This is a genomic window from Dictyoglomus sp. (assembly GCA_025060475.1).
GTDB lineage: Bacteria > Dictyoglomota > Dictyoglomia > Dictyoglomales > Dictyoglomaceae > NZ13-RE01.
On the sequence record JANXBZ010000002.1, the window covers coordinates 36,825 to 59,954 of the forward strand.

Sequence of the window (23,130 nt, forward strand, 5' to 3'; positions counted from 1 at the left end):
AAAAAACAAATTTTTCTAATTGTAAAGAAATTTTTCTATGTTATAATATAAAGGTTATAAATTATGAAAATCACAGTCAATATAATCTCTGAAGCTTTAGCATGGGATGTTAAGGGACAAGGAGTATATACTGCAAGTTTGTCCCTTATAGAAGCTTTAAAGAGAAGAGAAGAATTAGAAGTAAATATAAACGGTAGAGGACTGTACGATATTGCTCATCTTCATACTCCTGGTCCCTATGCGGTAAGTAAAGGGATGATTTCTGGAAGAAGACTAGTTATTTCAGCCCATGTAATTCCTGCATCTTTAATTGGAAGTCTTGTTCTTGTAAATATCTGGCTTCCATTTTTTACGCAATATTTAAAATATTATTATAATTTAGCTGATTGTGTAATAGCTGTTTCTCCTAAGGTTAAAGAAGAATTGGAAAATCTTGGAATAAAAGCTCCTATCTATTTTGTACCAAACCCTGTAAATTTGGAGAGATTTTATCCCTCTATTGAAAAAAAGAAAAGAATAAGAGAAAAATTAGGTATTTCTATGTTAGATTTTGTGGCTGTAAGTTCAGGACAAATTCAACCAAGAAAAGGTATCGATACTTTTATTGAGGTTGCAAGGAAATTACCTGATGTAAAATTTGTATGGGTAGGAGGACAACCCTTTTCAGTTCTTACTGCAGGATTTATTGAGCTCCAAGAAAAGATCAAAAATGCTCCTTCTAATGTGATTTTTACAGGAATTGTTCCCTATGAAGAAATGCCTGATTATTACAATTTAGGTGATGTGTTTTTCTTTCCTTCTTATCAAGAAAATCTTCCTATGGCAGTATTAGAGGCTTCATCCTGTGGTCTTCCTCTTCTTTTAAGGGATATCTTGGAATATAAGGAACCTTTTGGTGGTTTCTTTATTCCTGCGAAGAATGATAGTGAATTTTTAGGATATTTATTAAAATTGAAAGAAGATAAGACCTTTTATATGGAATATAAAGAAAGAGCTTTACAATTATCGAAAAATTATAGTTTAGATAATATTGGTAATAAAGTATTAGAGATTTACAAAGAAGTACTAAAAAATCCTCCAAGATATAAAAGAGATTGGATAACTTTGGAAAAAATGAGAGAAGAAGGAAAAAAGATTTGGAAATACCTGGGATATCCTAATGTTAAAAGAAGGAGAGAATTGGGGAAATGGAAAGAATTAGAGTAAATCTTATTTTTAAACCAGGAATTCCTTCCGCTCGTAAAAAAGGCGGTGGAGACCAAACTGCATGTCTTATGCTTTATTCTGCTCTTAAAAGAAGAGATGACGTAGAAGTATTTTTAAATGGAACTACTAAGGAAGAGCCTTTTGATATAGTACATTTTCATTCCTTTGGAGATGTTTTCTTTAGATATGCAAGAAAGGAATATCAAGATAGGATTATATTCACAGCTCATGTAATACCAGATACTATGATAGGAAGTGCAATATTGGCGGATAAATGGAAGGGAGTATTTTCACAATATCTTCTCCTTATATACAATCAAGCAAGAGTTGTTATTGCAGTTTCTCCTTTTGAGGCAGAAAAATTAAGAGAAATGGGTGTAAAATCTGAAATTGTAGTTATTCCTAATGGAATAGATCTTAGAGAGTTTAAAAAAGATAAGGAATTAAGAATAAAAACAAGAAAAGAATATGGAATAGAAGATGAAGAAATTGTCTTTCTTTCTGTAGGTCATCTTATTAAAAGAAAAGGATTTGATACTTTTGTAAAAATGGCAGAAAAATTTCCCGAATATAGATTCGTTTGGGTAGGAGATATTCCATTTTCCTTCTTAAGCGGAGGATTTGCTGAAGTAAAAAGAATAAAAGAAAATCCCCCTAAAAATTTAATCTTTACTGGCGGAAAACCTCATGAAGAACTGCCAAAATTTTATAATATGGCGGATATATTTTTCTTTCCATCTCGACAGGAAAATTTTAGTGTTGCTGTTTTAGAGGCAGCATCCTGCGGTCTTCCACTTCTTTTACGAGATCTTCCAGAATATAAAGAGCCTCTTGCTGATTCCTATATTGCAGGGAATGAGGAGAACTTTGAAGAAAAAATTAGACTTCTTGCAGAAAATGAAGAACTGAGAGAAGAATATTCAAAAAGGGCATTAGAACTTGCAAAAAAATATGACATAGATAGAATTGCTGAAGAAACTGTCAATCTTTATAAAAGAATATTAGAAAAGTCGTGAAAATAGCCTTTTTTACTATAAATTACCTTCCAAATACTGGTGGAGCAGCGATATCTGTTGAAACCTATAGAAAAGCATTAGAAGAGTTAGGAGATGAGGTCTATGTTTTTGCTCCTAAATATCCTCCTTGGTTTCCTCCCTATAATGATTCTAAAAGAATTTTTAGATATCCTGCTCTTTTTATAAAAAGTATAAATCCTCATCCTATACCTCTTCCTTTTACCTTCTTCATAGAAGATTTTTTTAGAAAACAAAATTTTAACATCATTCACACCCACCATCCTTATATTATTGGGAAAACTGCTTTAAAGTTGTCGAAAAAATATAAAATTCCCCTTGTTTTTACTTATCATACTTTATATCACAAATATGTCCATTATATTCCTCTTTTTCCTCAGAAAATAAAAGAAAAAATTGCAATAATTACAAGTATAAATTTTACAAACAAAGTAGACTTGGTCATAGCTCCTTCCTCTGAAATAAAAGAAATGATAAGTAACTTAGGAACAAAAACAAGAATAGAAGTATTGCCTACTGGTCTTGATTTATCTTTATGGGAGAGGGCAGATAGAGAGAAATTTTTATCTGATAAACCTTGGAGAAATAAAAAAATTCTTCTTTATACAGGAAGATTGGCAAAGGAAAAAAATCTTGAATTTTTGCTTAATTCTTTAGCTCCTCTTCTTAGAAGAAGAGAAGATACTGTTCTTCTTATTGTAGGAGATGGGGATGAAAGAAAAAATCTTGAAAATCTAAGGAATAGACTTTTATTAAGAAATAAAGTTTTTTTCTTAGGATGGTTCCCTAGGGAGAAATTAGTAGATTTTTATACCTCTGCTCATATATTTGTATTTCCTTCTATTACAGAAACTCAAGGATTAGTTACTTTAGAAGCTATGGCAGGTGGATGTGCAATCGTTGCAGTAGATGCTACAGGAACAAAAAGTCTTGTTTCTGATGGTGTAGAAGGATTCTTATCCCCTCTTAATTCTCAAATTTTTTCTCAGAAAGTTGAGATTCTTCTTGATAATCCAGATCTTCTTTACAGGATGAAAACTAATGCAAAGGCAAAAGCTCAAAATTTTTCCATTAAGAATTTAGCGAAGAAATTGCAAGAATTTTATAGAGAAATTGTGAAAGAAAGAGAAAAATAGAAAAAAATATAAGAAATTTCCAATTAATTAGGATTAATTAGATTTTTTCTGGGATATTCTCTATTGAAGTTAAAAGGGTGATTCTATATATTTAGATTGGATTTAGCACTCACTTGATAAGATTGCTAACAAAATTTATGGAAAGGAGGTAGATTATGAAGCTCAGACCTATTGGTGATCGCGTTGTTGTTAAGGTATTGGAACAAGAAGAAAAAACGAAAGGGGGAATTGTATTACCAGATACCGCTAAAGAAAAACCTCAACAAGGTAAAGTTGTTGCTGTAGGGACAGGAAGGATCTTAGATAATGGTCAAAAAGTCCCTCTCGAGATCAAAGAGGGAGATACTGTGATTTTTGCTAAGTATGCAGGTACTGAAGTTAAGATTGAAGGAGAAGAATATTTGATTCTCAGCGAAAGAGATATTTTGGCAGTAGTTGAAAAATAAGAAAAAGGAGGGTGATAGAGGATGGCAGCTAAAATTATAAGTTTAAATATGGAAGCACGAACTGCTTTAATCAGAGGATTAGATACTGTTGCAGATACTGTAAAGATAACCTTAGGACCTAGAGGAAGAAATGTAGTATTGGAGAAAAAATTTGGAGCACCTGTCATAACTAATGATGGAGTAACCATTGCGAAGGAAATTGATCTTGAAGATCCTTTTGAAAATATGGGAGCTCAGCTTGTTAAAGAAGTTGCTTCTAAAACTAACGATGTAGCTGGAGATGGTACAACTACAGCAACAGTTCTAGCTCAAGCTTTAGTTCATGAGGGATTGAAGAGTGTTGTTGCAGGTGCTAATCCAATGTACGTAAAAAGAGGAATCGAAAAAGCAGTTGAAGCAGTAGTCGAAGAGTTAAAGAAGATTGCAAGACCTGTTGAGACAAAAGAGGATATTGCTCATGTAGCTGCAATTTCTGCTAATAATGATGAAGAAATTGGACAATTAATTGCAGATGCCATGGACAAAGTAGGAAAAGATGGAGTAATAACTGTTGAAGAATCTCAAGGTATTGGAACTACCCTTGAGGTTGTAGAAGGAATGCAATTTGATAGAGGATATATTTCTCCTTATATGATTACTGATGCAGAAAGAATGGAAGCAGTATTAGAAGAACCTTACATTCTCATAACTGATAGAAAAATTAGCGCAGTAAACGATATTATACCAATCTTAGAAAAAGTAGTACAAACTGGAAAACCTTTAGTAATTATTGCAGAGGATGTAGAAGGTGAAGCATTAGCTACCCTTGTAGTAAATAAACTTCGTGGAGTATTACAATCTCTTGCAGTAAAAGCACCTGGATTTGGAGATAGAAGAAAAGCTATGCTTCAGGATATAGCTATTTTAACAGGTGGAGAGTTTATCTCTGAAGAAACAGGAATAAAATTAGAGAATGTAACCCTTAATATGCTTGGAAGAGCAGAAAAAGTTAGAGCTAATAAAGATAAAACAACAATTGTTGGAGGTAAAGGAAATAGAAAAGATATCGAAGCAAGAATTGCTCAAATAAGGAAACAATTAGAAGAGACCGATTCCGAATTTGATAGGGAAAAGCTACAAGAAAGACTTGCAAAGTTAGCAGGAGGAGTAGCAGTGATTAAGGCAGGAGCTGCAACAGAAGTAGAATTAAAAGAAAAGAAACATAGAATAGAAGATGCGCTTTCTGCCACAAAAGCTGCAGTTGAAGAGGGAATTGTGCCTGGTGGTGGGGTAGCATTAATTAGAGCAATGAAGGCACTAGATAATGTGAAAGTTAATAATGAAGATGAGAAAATTGGCGTAGATATAGTAAGAAGAGTTTTAGATGTACCATTAAAGTTAATAGCAAATAATGCTGGTAAAGAAGGATCAATTATTGCTGAAAAAGTTAAAGAGATGGATGGACCTATGGGATACGATGCTGCAAGAGACAGATTTGTAAATATGTTTGAGGCAGGAATTGTAGATCCATGTAAAGTAACAAGATCTGCTCTTCAAAATGCTGCAAGTATTGCAGCCTTAGTGTTAACTACTGAAGGACTTGTTGCTGAAAAACCTGAAAAGGAAAAACAAACTCCACCTCCACCACCTGAGTACTAATCCAAAAAAGAAATAAAAGCCCCCAAGAATTTCTTGGGGGCTTTTTTATTTTTGTTTTTGGTGGCCCTACGGGGATTCGAACCCCGGTTTTTGGGTTGAGAACCCAACGTCCTAGTCCTCTAGACGATAGGGCCTTTATTTTTTGGCTGGGGAGGATGGATTCGAACCATCCCTACCTGATCCAGAGTCAGGCGTCCTACCAGCTAGACGACTCCCCAAACCGTGTTTACAAAGATTATATTATTAGATAATCCTGATCTTGTCAATGGTGGAGAAAAACTTTGAGCTTTAATTGTTTTCTCTTTTTCTTTTCAACTTTTTATAGCAAATTTTGGTTATAATATTAGGGGTACTTGCATCTTTAAAAAAGTTAGTATATAATCTATATCACTCTGTAAAAGGCGAAGATCGGGAGTAGTAGCCATCGTAGGCAGGATTCAGAGAGGCTGGGAAAAGGTGTGAGCCAGCTATCCTGCAGATGGTGAATGGGCCCGGGAGCTTTGGACCGAAAAGGGGTATAACCCCTGAGTAGGCTCCAACGGATGTTGCCACCGTTATCAGGGCAAAGGGTATCGGAGCAAAGAGGATCTCCCGTACCCGAAAAGAGAGAGGCAATGTTGCCTAAGTAAGGTGGCACCACGAGAAGAAAGAGCCTTCTCGTCCTTTAATGGGCGAGAAGGCTTTTTTATTTTAAGGAGGTGTTTTTATTGTTTAATTTTAAAATTCCAGAAAACTTAGAAGGCTATGATTACTTTCCTTTAGTTTTCGATCTTCCAGGAGACTGGGAGACCCCAGTAAGTCTTATTTCTAAAGTAAAAAACGAAGAATACTTTTTTCTCTTAGAAAGTGCAGAGGGTGGAGAAAAGATAGGAAGATACTCTTTCTTAAGCTGGAGACCTAAAAAGATTTTTTCTTTTCCATATAACTATTCTAATGATATACTTTCGGAGCTTTCTTTACAATTTCCTCCTTCTAGAATATATCAAGAAAAGGAATTACCAAGATTCTTAGGGGGTATAGTAGGATTTATAAGCTATGATTTAATAAGGCAGTGGGAAAAACTTCCTGATTCTACTGAAGATAATTTGAGTTTTCCTTTAGCCTCTTTTCAGCTTACTGATTTTCTTATAGTTTTTGACCATCTAAAGAGAAAGATAAGTATCATTCTTTTAATATCTAAGAATGAGCTTAAGAATAAAGATGTTTTAAGGGAGTATAGGGAAAAGATTAGAGAAATTTTAGATATTTTTAATCGTTCTCCTCAGAGGAGTAATCCTTATAACTTAACTTTTCCTTTAGAATCTTTTACTTCAGAAAATGAATACAAGGAAATGGTTAAAAAAGCATTAGAGTATATCAGAGAAGGAGAGATATTTCAGGTGGTTCTCTCTCAAAGATTTCACACGAGATATCCTTTAGATCCTTATCTTCTTTATAGAGCATTAAGATTTATAAATCCTTCCCCATATATGTTCTTTCTTCGCTTTAAAGATATTTATTTAATTGGTGCTTCTCCTGAAGCCCTAGTTCGAGTGGAAAAGGGAAAAGGTGAAGTAAGACCCATAGCAGGAACAAGACCGCGAGGAAATGATCCCTTAGAAGATGAACTCTTAGAAAAGGAATTGATAAATAATGAAAAGGAAAGAGCAGAGCATATTATGCTTTTAGATCTAGGAAGAAATGATCTTGGAAGGGTTGCAGAAATAGGCAGTGTTAAAGTGGAAGAATTAATGAAGATTGAGAAATATTCTCATGTAATGCATCTTGTGAGTACTGTATCTTGTAAGGTTAAAGAAAATATTCATCCTCTAGAAGTTTTAAGAGCTTGTTTTCCTGCAGGAACAGTTTCAGGGGCTCCCAAAATAAGAGCTATGGAAATAATAGAGGAATTAGAAAAATTTAAAAGAGGGCCATATGCAGGGGGTATAGGTTATCTTTCCTTTGATGGAAACTTAGATACTTGTATAACTATTAGAAGTTTCTTTTTAAAAGGGGAAGACTTATATCTTCAAGTTGGGGCAGGAATTGTTTATGATTCAGATCCCAAAAAGGAATATGAAGAGACAATAAATAAAGCTAAGGCACTTTTTGAGGCTATAAAAATTTCAGGGGGGTTAGATTATGCTTTTACTTATTGATAATTATGATTCCTTTACCTACAACCTATACCAATTCTTGTCTGAGTTTATAGAAGTAGTGGTTTATAGAAATGATAAAATAACTATTGAAGAAATTGAAAAAATTAATCCTCAAGGGATTGTGATATCTCCTGGACCATCAATTCCTGAAAAGGCAGGAATAAGTATTCCTATTATTAAGCATTTTAAAGATCGATTACCCATATTAGGAATCTGTTTGGGACATCAGGCTTTGGGTTCTGCCTTTGGAACGAAAATTGTAAAAACATTACCAATGCATGGAAAGGTATCTGAGATTTATCATATTCCCCATCCTCTTTTTGAAAATATTGAAAATCCCTTTATAGCAACAAGATATCATTCTCTAATTGTAGATTACAACACTTTATCCCCATCTTTAAGAATAATTGCCTGGACTAAAGATAGGATTATTATGGGAATTCAATATGAAACTAAACCTGTATTTGGACTTCAGTTTCATCCTGAATCTGCTTTTACTCCAAAAGGTAAAGAAATATTAAAAAATTTCCTTAAAATAGGAGGGTTAATAAAATGATAAAGGAGATTATTAAAAAACTTTCTATGGGAAATAATCTTTCTTTTGAAGAATCTCAACAAATAGTTGAAAGCATTGAGAGAGAGGAAATAACAGAAGCACAACTTGGGGGTATTCTTCTCTCTTTAAGGGTTAAGGGAGAAACACCTGAAGAAATTGCAGGGTTTATATCTTCTCTTCATAAAAAGGCAAAAAAAGTAATGAATAAGTCTCCTGCCATTGATGTTTGTGGAACAGGAGGGGATCAGGCAAAAACTTTTAATATTTCCACAGGGGTAGCCTTTGTTTTAGCAAGTCTTGGTATTCCTGTAGCAAAGCATGGAAATCGAGCAGTATCAAGTAGGTCTGGAAGTATTGATGTAATTGAAGCCCTAGGTGTAAAATTTTCGGAAGATCCCGAAAAGGTAGCAGAAGAAATAGATAAAGTAGGATTAAGCTTTATCTTTGCTCCTTATTTTCATCCCGTGGTAGGAAAGGCGGGAAAGGTAAGGAGAGAGTTGGGGATTGGAACTATTTTTAATCTTGCAGGTCCTATGCTGAATCCTGCCAATTTACAAGCACAAATTTTAGGTGTATACTCATTAAATATTTTAAAAAAATTAGCTGAATCTGCAAAGATTCTAGGACGAAAAAATATTTTATTTTATCATGGGAGAGAAGATGGAATAGACGAGATCTCATTAAGTGGTCCCACAGAGATGGCTTGGGTAAAGGAAAAGGATATAGATTATTTTGTCTTTCATCCCAAAGATATAGGACTTAGAACCTATCCTTTAGAGGAATTTGTTGGGGGTACTCCCCAAGAAAATGCAGAAATTCTTATAAATATCTTTAAAGGAAAAGGAACTCCTGCTCAAACAGATATTCTTTCCTTAAATAGTGCCTTTGGTCTTTTAGTGTTAGGAAAGGTTAAGAATGTTAAAGAGGGATTTGAAAGAATAAAAGAACATATTTTAGAAGGTAAAGTATACCAATTTTTAGAGAGGTTAAGGGGGATGAAAGAATGGGTATACTAGAAGAATTAGTAGAAGAAAAAAGGAAATACTTAAAAAAAAGAAGTTTTATCATTCCTATATCATTACCAGAAAAGGAAAAAGATATTTTTTTTAAAACTATAAATCTTCCTGGATTAAAATTAATTGCAGAGATAAAGCCTTCTTCTCCTGTCAAGGGAAAGCTTTTGAAAAACTTTTCTCTTTCTGAAATTGCAGAAATATATGATGAAATGGAAGAAGTATCTTGTATCTCTGTTTTAACAGCAGAAAGTTTTTCAGCAAGTTTAATGAATCTACAACTAGTAAGAAAAATTACAAAAAAGCCTATCCTTCAAAAGGACTTTATTATTACCTTTGAACAAGTATATGAGGGAAGAATTTTAGGAGCAGATGCTATTCTTCTTATTGCAAGGATTCTTTCAGAAAAGGAATTAGAGAATCTATATAATCTTTCTAAGGATTTGAATTTAGAACCAATTATAGAGATATATGAAAAAGAAGAACTAGAAAAAGTATTACCTTTAAATCCAAGAATTTTAATGATAAACAACAGAAATTTAGATAATTTTCAAGTAAATATATCTCATACTTTGGAGCTATTACCTTATATCCCAAAGAATATTCATGTAATAAGTGCCAGTGGTATAAAAAGTGGAAAGGATGTGGAAGTTTTATATAAAGCAGGAGTAAAGGGAATCTTGGTAGGAGAAAGTATTGTATCAAGTTCTGATCCCAAAGAGAAAATAAAAGAACTTTTAAAACCATTAAAATCTAAAATTATTTTTGAAAAAATAGTCTACGAACATAACCCTAATTTTTAAGATTATGTGGATAAAAATTTGTGGAATTAAAGATGTTTTTTCTGCTTTACATGTATACTCAGAAGGTGGCAATGCTCTAGGTTTTATATTTGTTCCTGAAAGTAAAAGATTTTTGTCCATAGAAGATGCAAAAAAAATAGCACCTTTTATAAAATCAATTCCTATTCTTAAAATTGGGGTTTTTCAAAATGTAAAAAGGAATGAAGTTAGCGAAGTGTTAAAAATATTTCCCTTGGACGGAATCCAATTTCATGGAGATGAATCTCCATCTTTCTGTAAAGAATTTAAAGATTTCTTTCTCATAAAGGCTTTTAATTTAGTTAACAATATTTCTTTAGATAATATTAAAAAAGAAATTTCAAAATACTCTTTTTGTCATATTCTTTTAGATAGAAGAAAAGATTCTTTTCGAATTTCTTGGGAGGAATTTTTAGAGAAGGCATATTTAATCTCAAAAGACTTTCCTGTAATTCTTGCAGGAGGAATTAATGAAGAGAATTTAGATTCTGCTTTGAGCATAAATCCCTGGGGAATTGATCTCTCTAGTGGTGTAGAAAATGAGAAAGGAGAAAAAGATTTGGAAAAAATATCAAGATTTTTGAGGAAGGTGAGAAAAAAAGATGAGACTTCCTGATGAAAGGGGATATTTCGGAGAGTTTGGAGGAAGATTTGTTCCCGAGACTTTGATGGAGCCTCTTTTAGAATTGGAAAGAGCATATAAGGAAATAGAAAGGGATAAAAATTTTTGGGAAGAATATAAAAAATATCTGAAAGAGTATGTGGGAAGACCTACTCCTCTTTATTTTGCCAAAAATCTGTCTTCATATATTAATGCAAAGGTATATTTAAAAAGAGAAGATTTATGTCATACAGGGGCTCATAAAATAAATAATGCTCTTGGACAAGCACTTTTAGCAAAATATCTTGGAAAAAAAAGAATAATTGCGGAGACGGGAGCAGGACAACATGGGGTTGCAGTGGCAACGGTATGCGCCCTTTTAGGATTTGAATGTACCATATATATGGGAGAAGAGGATTGTAATAGGCAAAAGATGAATGTTTTAAGGATGAAGCTTCTTGGAGCAAAGGTTATTCCCGTAAAAACAGGCTCAAGGACATTAAAATCCGCTATAAATTCAGCTTTAAGGGATTGGGTAAGCCATCCTGAAGATACTTATTATCTCTTGGGTTCTGTAGTAGGACCTCATCCCTATCCCATGATTGTAAGAGATTTTCAGAAAATTATTGGAGAAGAAGCAAAAGAACAGATTTTAGAAATGGAAAATACTTTACCCAATTACTTAATAGCCTGTGTTGGGGGAGGCAGTAATGCTATTGGACTTTTTTATCCCTTTTTAAAGGATCCTGTGAAAATTATTGGAGTAGAAGGAGGGGGAAAAGGGATTGATTCAAATCTTCATTCAGCAAGTATTTGTGCAGGAAGGGTGGGAGTTCTTCATGGAGCAAAAATGTTTCTCCTTCAAGACGAATATGGAAATATCTTAGATACCCATTCTATATCAGCAGGATTAGATTATCCTGGGGTTGGTCCTGAACATAGCTTTTTAGCGAAGATAGGTAGAGTAAAATATGATTATGCAACCGATGATATGGCATTAAAGGGATTCTTAGCTTTGACAAAATTAGAGGGAATTATTCCTGCTTTAGAGAGTGCCCATGCCTTAGGGTATCTCTTGGAAAAAAGAAGAGAATTTCCTGAGGAAAACCCCATAATTATTGTTAATCTTTCAGGAAGAGGAGATAAAGATTTAGATATTATCTATAAAGCAATGGAGGAGAATAATGAGCAAAATCTTGGATAAATTTAAAGAAAAGAAAAAATTAATATTTATCCCTTTCTTTGTTGCAGGATATCCTTCCTTTTTCTTCTTGGAAGATTTTCTTTTAAAATATAAAGATAAGATAGATATATTGGAATTGGGAATTCCCTTTTCTGATCCTATAGCGGATGGTCCTATATTAGAAGAAGTGAATTATCAAGCTATTAAAAAAGGAGTAAATTTTGAGAATACGATAAATTGGCTTAAAGAGAAAAAAATTCCATCTCAAATTACTACAATTCTTCTTCTTTATTTTAATTTAATTTATCAAAATTTAGAAAAAAATCTTCAAAGAATAAAGGAGGTGGGAATAGAAGGATTAGTTATTCCAGATCTTCCCTTTGAAGAGGCAGAAAGTTTTCTAGAGCTTTTTAAAAGCTATAATTTGGATTTAATATTCTTTTTATCACCAACAACTAATAAAGATAGAAAAGAAAAAATATTAAAGTTGGCAGAAAGTTTTATTTACTGTATATCAGTGAAAGGCGTTACTGGAGAAAGAGAAGAGCTTTCTTCTGATGGAATAAGATTTATAAAGGGAATTAGAGAGAAAAGTAATAAACCCTTAGTTTGGGGTTTTGGTTTAAGTAGAAGAGAACATATAAGAGCATTAAAGGGATTGGTAGATGGTGTAATAGTAGGGAGTGCTTTTGCAAAAAGAATATTAGAAGGAAAAGATTTTGAATCATATTTTCTTGATCTTTTTGAAGAAACTTTATGAGGGGTTTTTAAACGATGAGAAACTTTTTGTTTTTTACTGTATTCTTACTCTCAATTTTTTTATCACTCTCATGTGAGGAGGAAAAAATGAACAAGGAAATCCCAGCTTTAAAGGAAGTTTATAAAAATTATTTTCCTATTGGAGCTGCAGTAAATCCGACTACCATAAATACTCATAAAGCTCTTTTAGAAAAACACTTCAATAGTATTACACCTGAAAATCAAATGAAATGGGAGATTATTCATCCATCGCCTGATGTTTATAATTTCTCTGAAGCGGATAAAATTGTTGAATTTGCTCTTAAAAATAATATGAAAATTAGAGGACATACTCTTCTTTGGCATCAGCAAGTTCCTTCATGGGTATTTAGAGATGATAAGGGGAATCTTGTAAGTAAGGAGGTTCTTCTAAAGAGGCTTGAAGAACATATCAAGAGGGTAGTTGGATATTACAAAGGAAAAGTTTATGCCTGGGATGTGGTGAATGAAGCAATCTCTGACAATCCTTCTGAATTCTTAAGGGATGCTCCCTGGTATAAAATTGGTGGGGAAGAGATTATAGAAAAAGCCTTTATTTGGGCTCATGAGGCAGATCCTAATGCCTTATTATTTTATAATGATTACAATTTGGAAGAACCAAGAAAAAGAGACAAAGCTTATGAATTGGTAAAAAGACTTAAGGAAAAGAAAATACCTATTCATGGTGTTGGTATTCAAGGACATTGGACATTGAGCTGGCCTACTCCAAGTATGTTAGAGGAATCTATTAAAAAATTTCAATCCTTAGGAGTACAAGTTCAAATTACGGAGTTTGATATCTCCATATATTATGATAGAAACGAGAATGCTAATTTTACAGATCCTCCTTTAGATCGTATTGAAAGACAAGCAGAGATTTATAAAAAAGCCTTTGAAGTTTTAAGAAGATATAAAAATGTTATTACTGGAGTAACTTTCTGGGGGGTAGCTGATGATGCTACTTGGCTTGATTACTGGCCAGTTAGAGGGAGAAAAGATCATCCTTTACTTTTTGATGTGAAACATAGTCCTAAAAAAGCCTTTTGGGAAGTTATTAATTTATAGGAGGTTTTATAAAAATGAAAAATTTGATAATTTTTATTTTGATAATTTCCATTCTTTCTTCTTTTGTTTTAGCTCAGGAAAAACCCACATCATCACCTAAGATTGATGGAAAACTTTCTCCTAACGAATATCAGAATTATGCTAGTTTTTCTAATGGAGAGTTTAGAATATTCTGGAGCATAATAGAGGACGAAGTTTATATTTTGATGATAGGAAAGACAAAGGGATGGGTAGCCTTAGGAATTAATCCTACGGTGAAAGCAGGAAATGCGGACTATATAATTGGCTATGTAACAGATAAAGAAGTAAAGGTCCTAGATTATTTTGCTCCAGAAGCCCATGTGAGGCATACATTAGATACAAAACTTGAAGGGAAAAATGATATATTAGAGTTTGCAGGATCGGAAGATAAAGAATTTACGTATATAGAGTTAAAAAGAAAGCTTTCTACTAAGGACAAGTATGATAAAGATTTCCCAAAATCTGGAAAACTAAACATAGTTTGGGCATTAGGACCTAATGATGATCCTTCTTCAAAGCATATAAAAGCAGGTTATGGCGTTTTGAGTTACTAAAATTACTAAATAGTAAAGAGCCAATGGTATAGAAATTTTAATATTATACCATTGGCTCTCATTTAAATTAATTTAATTAGTTTAATAGTAATTCTTCTAATTTTTTCATGATATCCTTAATGGGTGGAGTTTCAAACCATTCTCTTTTTGTAAGTTCATTAGCATAGGCTTTGTAAATTAGAGAAATAAGGTTTGCAAGTTCTTTAGGAAGAGAGGGAGGAGCACTTACAAAATCTTTCCATTGAAATCTATCTTTCTTTTTTGCCTCTTCAACTTCTTTGTACCATGGAGTTTTTCTGTAATATATTCTTGCAATTTCTTTGCTTACGGGTAGTCCATTATATGTAAATCTACATTCATCTAAAGTTCCAACTGCATCTACTAACATGAAATTTCTCTCGAGATCAAAGGCAAATTCTACTTTTCCGTCTTCGTTCATGAGACCAATTCTTTCTCCCGCTTTTGTTATTTCGTTATCTATAAACAAAGTAAGATCAATTAATTTCTGGAATTCTTCCTCTTCAAACCCACTTATGTTTTTTGCTTCTTCGTAGGAAAGATATCTATCATTTACTTCAAGTTTTGTGGAGAAATCTACGATAGGTTTTTCAAGTTTTTCTCCTGGGGTAGGATCTTTCTTCAGTCCTAAATCTTCCAATTTTAAACTTCCTTCTTTTAATCTTCTAAAAACTGAAGAACCTTCAGGAAGGGAATTTCTATATATAACCTCTAAAGGAATGAGAAAATTTCCTTTTTCTAGTTTAAATATAGAATAATCGTAAATTTTATCTTTTAACTCAGGTTTCAGTACTCTTACCATCTTAAATTCCATAACATTTGAGGGTGACTTCAGTTCTGAAAGAGTCTTTATTCTATCATCTTCTATGAGTCCCAAGTAGTGGGTTTTTATTCCCTTTTCTTCTAATTTTTCAAAGAAATATGCGGTAGTAATACAGATTGCTTTTCCTTTCTCTTCAATATGATCTGGCATTTCTCCATAATCAAAAACAGAATATCTGTCTGAAAAAATAAATCTTCCCCTTCCTAGAGTTTTTTCTGTGGGATTTTCTAGAATTATAAGATCCTTTACACTACCCATCTTCTTACCTCCTCATCGTCTTTTTCTAGTTCTTCCTTCTTTTCTTTCTGATAAGCTTCTAGTCTTTCAGCAAGTTCTTTATATTTTAAAGCAAGAATTTTGCATGCAGAAAGACCCGCTTGTTCTGGTTCTAGTACTGTTAATGGTGCAACACCAGATGGCATTCTTAAAGTAGAGAATATGTCAACCCCTGAAAACTTTTCGCTATATGGAGGGCAGGCAATTACAGGTTTTGTAGTGTTTGCATCTACAAAACCACTTAAAGCATTGCTTCTTCCTGCTACAGTTATGAAAACCACATCTTCTTTTTCATATTCTTTTATTATTTCTAAAACCTTCAAAGGTACTTTATGGGCAGATGCTACTCTCATTACATATTCTACGCCCAGCTTTTTTAAGGTTTCTGCAATTTTTTTGGACCAGTCTAAATCTCCCTTAGATCCCATAATAATGACTACCTTCATTTTATTACCTCCATTTTTTTTATTTTTATATCCTAAGAGGAGCTGACTTGTCAAAGGATATATTGATTATTTTTTTCCCTTTCCCAATATTTATAGCATTTTTAATGCTTTTTATTATATAGTTTTTTGTCTTCAAAAAGGCACTGTAGTAATCATAACCCATGGCCAAGAAAGTAGCTAAAGCTGAAGAGAAAGTACAACCCGTTCCATGTACTTCTTTTTCGGTGTTTATTCTTTTACTGGATTTTATGTAAAAATTATTATCTTTGAAGAGAATATCAATAATCTTTTCTCCCTCCCAGTGCCCTCCCTTTATTACTACAGTTTTTGCTCCGAGTTCTCTTAAGATTTTGGCAGAGAGTTTTGCATCTTCTATATTTTTTATTTTAATTTTTGTGAGAATCTCTGCTTCGGGAATATTCGGAGTAATAATGTCACAAAGAGAAATTAGGTTTTTTAATTCTTCTAAGGCAGACTCCTCAAGGAGAGAAACTCCTGTTGTTGGTCTTATAATGGGATCAAGGACAATATTTTTAAGATTATATTTTTTAATTATGTTGCAAACAATACTGATAATGTTTTTTGAATATAGAACACCAATTTTTACCGCGTCTATCATACAGTCGGAAAGAATTATTTCAAGATTTTTTAGTATTATCTTCTCATCTATTTTAAATACTTCGTAGACCTTTTGGGTGTCTTGAATGGTTAAACAAGTAGGTATACATAATGCATATCCTCCAAGAGAATGTATGGTCTTCAGGTCAGAAAGTAAACCTGCTCCTCCTGAAGGATCATATCCTGCTATTACAAGAATCTTTTTTATATTATCTACTGTTTTTGATGGCACAAAGTTCACCACACATAGAGCAGGTATCTTCTAAATTTTCTCTATATTTCTTTGCCCTTTCAGGATCTATAGAATATTCAATTATTCTTTCCCAATCTAGGTCTCTTCTTGCTTTTGAGATTTCAAGATCTTTAATTAGTGCTCTTTTAAATCCTCTTACCAGATTAGCACTATGGGCAGCAATCTTAAAGGCAATAATACCCTCTTTTACATCTTCTAAGTCAGGAAGTCTCAAATGTTCTGCTGGAGTTACATAACAAAGAAAGTCTGCTCCGCTTAAAGCTGAAATTAAAGCTCCCATACTTCCTGAAATATGGTCGTAACCTGCAGCAATATCAGTAGTGAGAGGTCCGAGAACATACAGGGGAGCATCATTACATAACCTTTTAATAAACTTTACACTAGCTGTTATCTCATCTGCTCTCATATGTCCTGGCCCCTCAATAATTACTTGAACTCCAAAGTCTCTTGCTTTCTTTGCAAGTTTGCTTACAATTATAGTTTCTTCTATCTGTAAAGGATCAAAGGAATCAAAGATACAACCAGGTCTTAAAGCATCTCCTATACTAATCACAGCATCATATTTTTTTAATATTTTAAGTACCTCATCAAAATATTCATAATATGGATTTTCCTTGTTATTCTCTAACATCCATTTATAAATCATAGATCCACCACGGGATACAATATTTAAAATTCTTTGAGAAGTTTTTATCTTTTCTATTAACTCCATATTTAATCCTGCATGAATAGTAACAAAATCTACACCCATCTCTACATGCTCTTCTAATACTTCAAGAAAATCCTTTGATTTTGTTTTTGTAAAATCTTTTGCTCTTATGGCAAGATCATAAACAGGTACACTTCCTACTATAAAATTAAATTCTTTCAAAAGTTTCTCTTTAAAGGATTTAGCATATTTTCCGCAAGAAAGATCCATTACGGATTCTACACCATATTTTTCACAAAGTTCTGCTTTCTTGAGTTCTATATCAAATGAAGAATACTCAGCAGTCACACCTATATTCGCATTTATTTTAACAGTACAATCCTTTCCAATGGCAAAATATTTATTTCTTTTTCGATTTTTATTAGCGGGGATGACCGTCTTTCCCTCGGAGATATTAGAAATTAGTTTTTCTATCGATATTTCTTCATTTATTAGAGAAAGTTCCATTTCAAGGGTTGTAATTTTTTCCTTTGCTTTCTCAAGAATTGTTTTTTCCATGCTCATACTCCTCCAGAATTTTAAAAATTTTTTCTATCTTTTCTTTAATATTTTCCGATGATACAATCTCTCTTACCATAGCAATACATTTTCCACCATTTTTTAAAACCAAAGGAAGATTATGCTCATTTATTCCTCCTATGGCAACAATAGGAATATTTATATGGGAAGTCGCCCATTTTAAGATTTCAAGTCCTATGGGCGGATGAGGATTTTCCTTCGTATAGCTCTCAAATATGGGACCAAGTCCTATATAGTCTGCTCCTTCTTCATAAGCTTTTATAACCTGTTCTTTATTGTGAACAGTTATTCCGATTATATAATTTTCTCCAAGAAATTCTCTTGCAGAAGAAAGGGGATAATCATCTTGTCCTAAATGTACTCCGTCTCCCTCCACCATTTTACATAAATCTAAATGATCATTTATTATGAGAACAGCTTTATATTTAAGGGTAAGATCTCTTAAAGCAAGTGCTTCTTTATATTTTTCTCTTAAACTTTTCTTTTTTTCTCTGTACTGTATAATTTTTACTCCTGCATCAAGCATTATTTCTACTACTTCTATATTCTTTCTACCCAAGGAAAAGTTTTCCGCGGTAATACAATAAAGATTTGGTTTTTTAAAATAATATAATTTTTCATTTTTCATCAATAAGCACCATCCTTAAAAGTTCATCACATTGCATACTAGAAACTGCTATGACCTTTGGAGCTAAGGGGCGAAATCTTGTGTTATCACTAACAAAATCACCAATAACAGATAAATTTTTTAATCTTTTTATGATGATATTTTCAGAATCTCCATAACCACACACTCCTGACGCCATAACTATTTTTTTTCCTAAGGATAAGGCAGTTTCTAGAAGAAGAATTTTTACTTCTGCTTTATCTACTCCCTCAAAGATAATATCTCCTTGAGAAAGGATATTTCTTGCATTTTCTTCGTTTATTTTTAATTGATAGGTAATGATATTACAGTTTTTATTTATGAGTAAGATATTTTCTTTCAAAGCAAGAACCTTAGGCATTCCTATTTGATGAAAAAAATAAAACTGCCTATTTAAATTAGAAAGCTCTACTTTATCAAAATCTACTAAAATAAAATTGGAAAATCCCGTTCTTGCTAGTGTAATAGCAGCATTTGATCCCAGACCTCCGCATCCTACAATTACAACTTTTATGTTTTCTATCTTTCTTAGATCGTCCTCTGAAAAGTATTCTAGAAGCATACTATGAAAATCTGTCATGCAACTACCCCCTTAACCCAGTTGGTAAATTCAGGGCGATACCCTTTTCTTTTTATTACCTCAATTATCTCCTCTACACTTCTTTTATCCTCATTCTCAAATTGATTTCCTGAATAATACTCTTTAGAATAACCTCCTACGCAGGTTTTTGATCCTGCGGACATCTTTGTAATACCATAACCTATAAGAGCATCACGGAACTTAGAATTTTCACGCGTTGATAAAGGAATACCGACATTTTTTAAATAAATTCTGGCAGAAAAAATAAACCTCAACATCATTTTATCTGTAATTTTAAAGCTTTCCTTAAAATTCGTTCCTGCAGGGCGAAATCTTGGAAAGGATACATTTATCTCAGCGTTAGGAAACTTTTTCATAAGATATTCTGCATGAAGGATCATCTTAAAAACATCTTCTATGGGATCATTTAATCCTAAAAGGACTCCTAAGGTTACTTCCTTCACTCCTCCCTTTAATGCTCTCTCTTGAGTATATAAGCGATAATAATAATCTCTTTTAGGTCCATAAGGATGAAGTTTATCGTAAACCTCTTTATTATAAGTTTCCTGATATTGGGTTACCCCAGTAAGCCCATTTTGAGCTAATATTTTGTATTCTTCTTCCTTTAAAGAGTAAACTTCAACTGCTACTTCAGAAAACATATCTTTTGCTATTTTTACCCCAGAAAGAATATATTCAAAAGGAGTATTTATCATGTCACATCCAGTAAGAAGAAGAATGCTATCTATGCCAAAAGACTTAATGGTTTTAAGCTCTTTTAAAATTTCTTCTTCGTTAAGTTTTATTCTTTTCAGATTTCTGTTTTCCATGGAAAATCCACAATAAGAACATCCACAGGTACAGTAGTTAGAAAGATAAAGTGGAGTAAAAAGATTTATTACTTTTCCAAAATATCTTTCTGTTATTTTTTTAGATACTTCTGCCATGAGATAAAGATTTTCATCATTATCATCTAAAAGTAAAATTAAAAGCTCATAGGGAGAAAGTTTCTCTTTAAAAAGGAAATTCTCTATGCTAGTTTTCTGATTTCTCTCTTTTAAAATTTTGTCTGCTTCTTTTAAAACCTCTTCTATCACTTTGTTTCACCTCTTATAAGATCAGTTAAAGGTGAAGAAGGAGATGCATGTTCTTGTTCCTTTGGAAGTCCAATTTCATAGGCTAATCTTCCTGCAGAAACCGCCATACTAAAAGCCTTTGTCATGGAGAAAGGATCAGGAGATGTAGCAATGGCAGTATTTATAAGTACAGCGTCTGCTCCAAGTTCCATGGCTTTTGCTGCATGGGAGGGTCTTCCTATTCCTGCATCAATTATTACAGGAATGTTTATTTCATTTATAATAGCTTTAAGTAAGAGTTCACAATCGATTCCCTTATTGCTCCCAATAGGAGATCCAAGGGGCATTACAGCAGAGACACCTATGTCTTCTAGTTTCTTTGCAAGAACAAGATCGGGAAAGATATATGGAAAGACCTTAAATCCTTCTTTTACTAGAATTTCCGCTGCTTTCAAGGTTTCCTCATTGTCTGGAAGAAGATATTTCAGTTCTCCCGATATTTCGATTTTTATCCAATCTGAATTTGTAATTTCTCTTCCAATCATGGCAATTTTTACTGCTTCTTTATAATTTCGTGCTCCAGAAGTATTTATCATGATTACTGCTTCTTTAGGAAGAAAGTCAAGAACCGAATATCCTTTTCCTTTTTCCGGATTTATTCTTCTTACTGCTACTGCAAAGACTTCTATATTTAGCTCTTCGTATATTCTTTTTAAAATGCTATAATCTGGAAGTTTTCCTGTTCCCACAAAAAGTCTATTTTTAATTGATTTTCCACCTACTATAAAGCTCATACTTTACCCTCCACCTACTAATGTAACAATCTCGATATAGTCTTTTTCTTTTAGTTTATATGTTCCCCACTGATCTCTTTTTATAATTTCGCCATTAATAAGAATTGCTATTCTTTCTGAATTATAATTAAGATGCTCAAGAAGTTCCTTTATACTTCCCTCAAAGTTTATTTCCATATCATTTACGTAAATTTTCATCTTCTTGTCACTCCTTTTTTGATATAAAAAAAAGACCGCTGGGAATACCGAAGCGGTCTTTTAAAAATTTTCAATATTTTCATACTATTTCCCTCCGCCGGTATTACCCGGATCAGGTTCTAAGGGTCGAGGTCGGGATACTAGACCTCCTCTCAGCCGAGCTTATCCCCTCAGCTCCCCTAATATAATCTTAAATTTTCAATTTATTATAATGTCAAAGGAAAGAAAGTGCAAGGAAAATATTACCTAAGTTGCTTTTAATTTATTAACTATCGACTCTAATTCCTCTATTTTCTTTTCAAGATGTAAAATTCTTATGGTTAAATCCTCTATTATTTGAGAATAGGGGTCTGGTAAATTTCCATGAGCTAAAGCATCATTCTCAACCTTTTTTCCATTTTGAATTATTATTCTTCCAGGAACTCCAACTACAGTACAGTTAGGAGGAACAGATTTTAATACCACAGAACCTGCTCCAATTCTAACATTATCTCCAATAGTTATGGGACCTAAGATTTTTGCTCCTGCTCCAATGACTACATTATTTCCAATAGTGGGATGCCTTTTTCCTTTTTCTCTTCCTGTTCCTCCAAGGGTTACTCCTTGATATAGAAGAACATTATCTCCAATTTCTGTGGTTTCTCCAATTACTACTCCCATTCCATGATCTATAAAGAATCCCTTCCCAATTTTTGCACCTGGATGTATTTCTATTCCCGTTAGAAACCTTGAAATATGGGAAATTAATCTTGGAATTACTGGAATTTTCATTTTCCAGAGAAAATGGGCAAATCTGTGAATAAGTATTGCATGAAAACCTGGATAACAGAGGATTACTTCGAGAAAATTTTTTGCTGCAGGATCTTTTTCAAATATAGCTTTATAATCCGCTTTTATGGTTTCCCATATTTTTCTCATTTATTCACCTCAATTAATACTTTTTTAGTGTAAATTATTTTAACATAAATTTTTATTTTGTAAAGTTTTGATTATAATTAAGAATATATTTCAAAATTCAAGGAGGGAGAAAGATGCCAAATTTAAAAGGGAGAGATTTACTCTCTATATCTGATCTTAATAGAGAAGAAATAGAAGAGATATATTTTTTGGCAAAAAATTTTAAAATTGATTTCTATGCAGGCAAAAAACAAACTGATTATCTAAGGGGGAAAACGGTAGCACTCTTTTTTGAGAAACCTTCTACGAGAACAAGAATCTCCTTTGAGGTCGGGGTCTATCAATTGGGAGGCTACCCATTATATTTAAATGCTCAAGATTTACAGCTAAAGAGAGGAGAAACTCTTTCCGATACTGCAAGGGTATTAGAAAGATATGTGGATGGAATAATGGCAAGGGTATTCTCTCATACCACTCTAGAAGAATTAGCAAGATATTCTAAGATACCTGTTATTAATGGACTTTCCGATTTGGAACATCCTTGCCAGATTCTTTCAGATTATTTTACTATTCGAGAAAAAAAGGGCGAGGGGAGATTAAAAATTGTTTATCTTGGAGATGGAAATAATGTAGCTAATTCTCTTATACTTTGTGGGAGTATATTGGGAATGGATGTAATTTGTTCTTCACCTAAAGATTTTTATCCTAATTTAGAGATTTTAAAAAGAGCAAAAGAAATTTCAAAAAAAACTGGAGCCAGAATTGAAATTATAGAAGATCCTAAAGAAGCAGTTAAAGATGCAGATGTTCTTTATACTGATGTATGGATAAGTATGGGACAAGAAGAAGAAAGAGAAAAAAGACTCAAAACCTTTCCTCCTTATCAGTTAAATAGTAAACTTCTTTCTTTAGCAAAAGAGGATGTAATAGTTATGCATTGTCTTCCTGCTCATAGAGGAGAAGAAATTACTAATGATGTAATGGATGGTCCAAATTCTATTGTTTTTGATCAGGCGGAGAATAGGCTTCATGTTCAAAAGGCAATATTAGCTCTTTTAATATAAAATAAAAATACAAGAACAATATTT

Annotated in this window: 25 protein-coding genes, 2 tRNA genes, 1 riboswitch and 1 other annotated feature; of the genes, 15 read left to right on the forward strand and 12 right to left on the reverse strand. The window is 32.9% G+C overall.

All coding sequences use genetic code 11. From position 1 onward, the window contains the following. Positions 1–63: 63 nt before the first annotated feature. From NZ841_01285 to groL, 5 genes are all read left to right on the forward strand, one after another. Positions 64–1,206, forward strand: a complete 1,143-nt coding sequence (locus tag NZ841_01285; protein ID MCS7201401.1) for a glycosyltransferase family 4 protein — start codon at positions 64–66, stop codon at positions 1,204–1,206. Continuing rightward, the gene (locus NZ841_01290) at positions 1,188–2,222 is read left to right on the forward strand and encodes a glycosyltransferase family 4 protein (GenBank protein ID MCS7201402.1); all 1,035 of its coding nucleotides are present in this window, start codon (positions 1,188–1,190) and stop codon (positions 2,220–2,222) included. Before NZ841_01285 ends, NZ841_01290 begins: the two co-directional genes overlap by 19 nt. After that, positions 2,219–3,376, forward strand: a complete 1,158-nt coding sequence (locus NZ841_01295) for a glycosyltransferase family 4 protein (protein MCS7201403.1) — start codon at positions 2,219–2,221, stop codon at positions 3,374–3,376. Before NZ841_01290 ends, NZ841_01295 begins: the two co-directional genes overlap by 4 nt. Positions 3,377–3,531: 155 nt before the next feature. Continuing rightward, entirely contained in the window at positions 3,532–3,822 is a 291-nt protein-coding gene (gene groES, locus NZ841_01300) for a co-chaperone GroES (protein ID MCS7201404.1), read from the forward strand. A gap of 21 nt (positions 3,823–3,843) precedes the next feature. Next, entirely contained in the window at positions 3,844–5,460 is a 1,617-nt protein-coding gene (groL, locus tag NZ841_01305) for a chaperonin GroEL (protein ID MCS7201405.1), read from the forward strand. A gap of 58 nt (positions 5,461–5,518) precedes the next feature. Here the strand turns inward: groL and NZ841_01310 are convergent. Together NZ841_01310 and NZ841_01315 are read right to left on the reverse strand one after the other, a co-directional pair. Then, positions 5,519–5,594 (reverse strand) — tRNA-Glu (locus tag NZ841_01310). 9 nt (positions 5,595–5,603) lie between these two features. Further along, positions 5,604–5,678: transfer RNA gene (locus NZ841_01315), tRNA-Gln, on the reverse strand. Between the two features lie 177 nt (positions 5,679–5,855). Beyond that, positions 5,856–6,128, forward strand: a binding site (T-box leader). A 39-nt stretch (positions 6,129–6,167) separates the two neighbouring features. Here NZ841_01315 and NZ841_01320 point away from each other — a divergent pair. The 9 genes from NZ841_01320 (at position 6,168) to NZ841_01360 (ending at position 14,189) form a co-directional block, all read left to right on the forward strand. Further along, positions 6,168–7,598, forward strand: coding sequence for an anthranilate synthase component I family protein (locus NZ841_01320; GenBank protein ID MCS7201406.1), 1,431 nt, complete (start codon positions 6,168–6,170; stop codon positions 7,596–7,598). Continuing rightward, positions 7,582–8,154 (forward strand): aminodeoxychorismate/anthranilate synthase component II, encoded by a 573-nt coding sequence (locus NZ841_01325; protein MCS7201407.1) that lies wholly within the window; start codon positions 7,582–7,584, stop codon positions 8,152–8,154. The genes NZ841_01320 and NZ841_01325 overlap by 17 nt, the downstream gene beginning before the upstream one ends. Continuing rightward, entirely contained in the window at positions 8,151–9,170 is a 1,020-nt protein-coding gene (gene trpD, locus NZ841_01330; protein MCS7201408.1) for an anthranilate phosphoribosyltransferase, read from the forward strand. Before NZ841_01325 ends, trpD begins: the two co-directional genes overlap by 4 nt. Next, on the forward strand, positions 9,158–9,970 hold the full coding sequence (locus tag NZ841_01335) for an indole-3-glycerol-phosphate synthase (protein ID MCS7201409.1): 813 nt from the start codon (positions 9,158–9,160) through the stop codon (positions 9,968–9,970). Before trpD ends, NZ841_01335 begins: the two co-directional genes overlap by 13 nt. A gap of 4 nt (positions 9,971–9,974) precedes the next feature. Further along, entirely contained in the window at positions 9,975–10,604 is a 630-nt protein-coding gene (locus NZ841_01340) for a phosphoribosylanthranilate isomerase (protein ID MCS7201410.1), read from the forward strand. Next, positions 10,591–11,793: a tryptophan synthase subunit beta gene (gene trpB, locus NZ841_01345; GenBank protein ID MCS7201411.1), complete on the forward strand. Its 1,203-nt coding sequence runs from the start codon at positions 10,591–10,593 to the stop codon at positions 11,791–11,793. Before NZ841_01340 ends, trpB begins: the two co-directional genes overlap by 14 nt. After that, positions 11,774–12,532 carry a tryptophan synthase subunit alpha gene (gene trpA, locus NZ841_01350; GenBank protein MCS7201412.1) on the forward strand — a complete coding sequence of 253 codons (759 nt, stop codon included), beginning with the start codon at positions 11,774–11,776 and terminating at the stop codon, positions 12,530–12,532. Before trpB ends, trpA begins: the two co-directional genes overlap by 20 nt. Before the next feature lie 86 nt (positions 12,533–12,618). Continuing rightward, positions 12,619–13,614, forward strand: a complete 996-nt coding sequence (locus NZ841_01355; GenBank protein MCS7201413.1) for an endo-1,4-beta-xylanase — start codon at positions 12,619–12,621, stop codon at positions 13,612–13,614. A 14-nt stretch (positions 13,615–13,628) separates the two neighbouring features. Then, positions 13,629–14,189: a DOMON domain-containing protein gene (locus NZ841_01360; protein ID MCS7201414.1), complete on the forward strand. Its 561-nt coding sequence runs from the start codon at positions 13,629–13,631 to the stop codon at positions 14,187–14,189. 76 nt (positions 14,190–14,265) lie between these two features. On the opposite strand, the gene purC is transcribed toward NZ841_01360, so the two are convergent. The 10 genes from purC to cysE all read right to left on the reverse strand — a co-directional run bounded on the left by purC (position 14,266) and on the right by cysE (position 22,054). Next, a complete protein-coding gene (gene purC / locus NZ841_01365; GenBank protein ID MCS7201415.1) occupies positions 14,266–15,288 on the reverse strand; it encodes a phosphoribosylaminoimidazolesuccinocarboxamide synthase in 1,023 nt (340 codons plus the stop codon). Continuing rightward, on the reverse strand, positions 15,276–15,752 hold the full coding sequence (gene purE, locus NZ841_01370) for a 5-(carboxyamino)imidazole ribonucleotide mutase (GenBank protein ID MCS7201416.1): 477 nt from the start codon (positions 15,750–15,752) through the stop codon (positions 15,276–15,278). The genes purC and purE overlap by 13 nt, the downstream gene beginning before the upstream one ends. A gap of 25 nt (positions 15,753–15,777) precedes the next feature. Next, entirely contained in the window at positions 15,778–16,602 is an 825-nt protein-coding gene (gene thiD, locus NZ841_01375; protein ID MCS7201417.1) for a bifunctional hydroxymethylpyrimidine kinase/phosphomethylpyrimidine kinase, read from the reverse strand. Then, positions 16,580–17,830 (reverse strand): phosphomethylpyrimidine synthase ThiC, encoded by a 1,251-nt coding sequence (thiC, locus tag NZ841_01380; protein MCS7201418.1) that lies wholly within the window; start codon positions 17,828–17,830, stop codon positions 16,580–16,582. Before thiC ends, thiD begins: the two co-directional genes overlap by 23 nt. Next, on the reverse strand, positions 17,811–18,479 hold the full coding sequence (gene thiE / locus NZ841_01385; GenBank protein MCS7201419.1) for a thiamine phosphate synthase: 669 nt from the start codon (positions 18,477–18,479) through the stop codon (positions 17,811–17,813). Before thiE ends, thiC begins: the two co-directional genes overlap by 20 nt. After that, positions 18,469–19,077, reverse strand: a complete 609-nt coding sequence (gene thiF, locus NZ841_01390; GenBank protein MCS7201420.1) for a sulfur carrier protein ThiS adenylyltransferase ThiF — start codon at positions 19,075–19,077, stop codon at positions 18,469–18,471. Before thiF ends, thiE begins: the two co-directional genes overlap by 11 nt. Beyond that, a complete protein-coding gene (gene thiH, locus NZ841_01395; GenBank protein ID MCS7201421.1) occupies positions 19,074–20,174 on the reverse strand; it encodes a 2-iminoacetate synthase ThiH in 1,101 nt (366 codons plus the stop codon). Before thiH ends, thiF begins: the two co-directional genes overlap by 4 nt. Then, complete coding sequence (locus NZ841_01400) at positions 20,171–20,947, reverse strand: thiazole synthase (protein MCS7201422.1); 777 nt, start codon at positions 20,945–20,947, stop codon at positions 20,171–20,173. Before NZ841_01400 ends, thiH begins: the two co-directional genes overlap by 4 nt. A 3-nt stretch (positions 20,948–20,950) precedes the next feature. Then, the gene (gene thiS / locus NZ841_01405; GenBank protein MCS7201423.1) at positions 20,951–21,145 is read right to left on the reverse strand and encodes a sulfur carrier protein ThiS; all 195 of its coding nucleotides are present in this window, start codon (positions 21,143–21,145) and stop codon (positions 20,951–20,953) included. A gap of 72 nt (positions 21,146–21,217) precedes the next feature. Then, positions 21,218–21,336, reverse strand: a riboswitch (TPP riboswitch). A 55-nt stretch (positions 21,337–21,391) separates the two neighbouring features. Next, on the reverse strand, positions 21,392–22,054 hold the full coding sequence (gene cysE / locus NZ841_01410) for a serine O-acetyltransferase (protein MCS7201424.1): 663 nt from the start codon (positions 22,052–22,054) through the stop codon (positions 21,392–21,394). Between the two features lie 122 nt (positions 22,055–22,176). On the opposite strand from cysE, the gene argF reads away from it, so the two are divergent. After that, the gene (argF, locus tag NZ841_01415; GenBank protein MCS7201425.1) at positions 22,177–23,106 is read left to right on the forward strand and encodes an ornithine carbamoyltransferase; all 930 of its coding nucleotides are present in this window, start codon (positions 22,177–22,179) and stop codon (positions 23,104–23,106) included. Positions 23,107–23,130 lie beyond the last annotated feature (24 nt).

Excerpts from the sequence above, each read along its gene's own strand:
- NZ841_01285 (MCS7201401.1), top strand. The coding sequence starts at position 64 with ATGAAAATCACAGTCAATATAATCTCTGAAGCTTTAGCATGGGATGTT.
- trpB (MCS7201411.1), top strand. The coding sequence starts at position 10,591 with ATGAGACTTCCTGATGAAAGGGGATATTTCGGAGAGTTTGGAGGAAGA.
- argF (MCS7201425.1), top strand. The coding sequence starts at position 22,177 with ATGCCAAATTTAAAAGGGAGAGATTTACTCTCTATATCTGATCTTAAT.
- NZ841_01355 (MCS7201413.1), top strand. The coding sequence starts at position 12,619 with ATGAACAAGGAAATCCCAGCTTTAAAGGAAGTTTATAAAAATTATTTT.
- thiF (MCS7201420.1), bottom strand. The coding sequence starts at position 19,077 with ATGACAGATTTTCATAGTATGCTTCTAGAATACTTTTCAGAGGACGAT.
- NZ841_01325 (MCS7201407.1), top strand. The coding sequence starts at position 7,582 with ATGCTTTTACTTATTGATAATTATGATTCCTTTACCTACAACCTATAC.
- NZ841_01335 (MCS7201409.1), top strand. The coding sequence starts at position 9,158 with ATGGGTATACTAGAAGAATTAGTAGAAGAAAAAAGGAAATACTTAAAA.
- trpD (MCS7201408.1), top strand. The coding sequence starts at position 8,151 with ATGATAAAGGAGATTATTAAAAAACTTTCTATGGGAAATAATCTTTCT.
- thiC (MCS7201418.1), bottom strand. The coding sequence starts at position 17,830 with ATGGAAAAAACAATTCTTGAGAAAGCAAAGGAAAAAATTACAACCCTT.
- thiS (MCS7201423.1), bottom strand. The coding sequence starts at position 21,145 with ATGAAAATTTACGTAAATGATATGGAAATAAACTTTGAGGGAAGTATA.
- trpA (MCS7201412.1), top strand. The coding sequence starts at position 11,774 with ATGAGCAAAATCTTGGATAAATTTAAAGAAAAGAAAAAATTAATATTT.
- purE (MCS7201416.1), bottom strand. The coding sequence starts at position 15,752 with ATGAAGGTAGTCATTATTATGGGATCTAAGGGAGATTTAGACTGGTCC.
- NZ841_01360 (MCS7201414.1), top strand. The coding sequence starts at position 13,629 with ATGAAAAATTTGATAATTTTTATTTTGATAATTTCCATTCTTTCTTCT.
- NZ841_01340 (MCS7201410.1), top strand. The coding sequence starts at position 9,975 with ATGTGGATAAAAATTTGTGGAATTAAAGATGTTTTTTCTGCTTTACAT.
- groL (MCS7201405.1), top strand. The coding sequence starts at position 3,844 with ATGGCAGCTAAAATTATAAGTTTAAATATGGAAGCACGAACTGCTTTA.
- NZ841_01290 (MCS7201402.1), top strand. The coding sequence starts at position 1,188 with ATGGAAAGAATTAGAGTAAATCTTATTTTTAAACCAGGAATTCCTTCC.
- NZ841_01400 (MCS7201422.1), bottom strand. The coding sequence starts at position 20,947 with ATGAGCTTTATAGTAGGTGGAAAATCAATTAAAAATAGACTTTTTGTG.
- groES (MCS7201404.1), top strand. The coding sequence starts at position 3,532 with ATGAAGCTCAGACCTATTGGTGATCGCGTTGTTGTTAAGGTATTGGAA.
- thiE (MCS7201419.1), bottom strand. The coding sequence starts at position 18,479 with ATGAAAAATGAAAAATTATATTATTTTAAAAAACCAAATCTTTATTGT.
- purC (MCS7201415.1), bottom strand. The coding sequence starts at position 15,288 with ATGGGTAGTGTAAAGGATCTTATAATTCTAGAAAATCCCACAGAAAAA.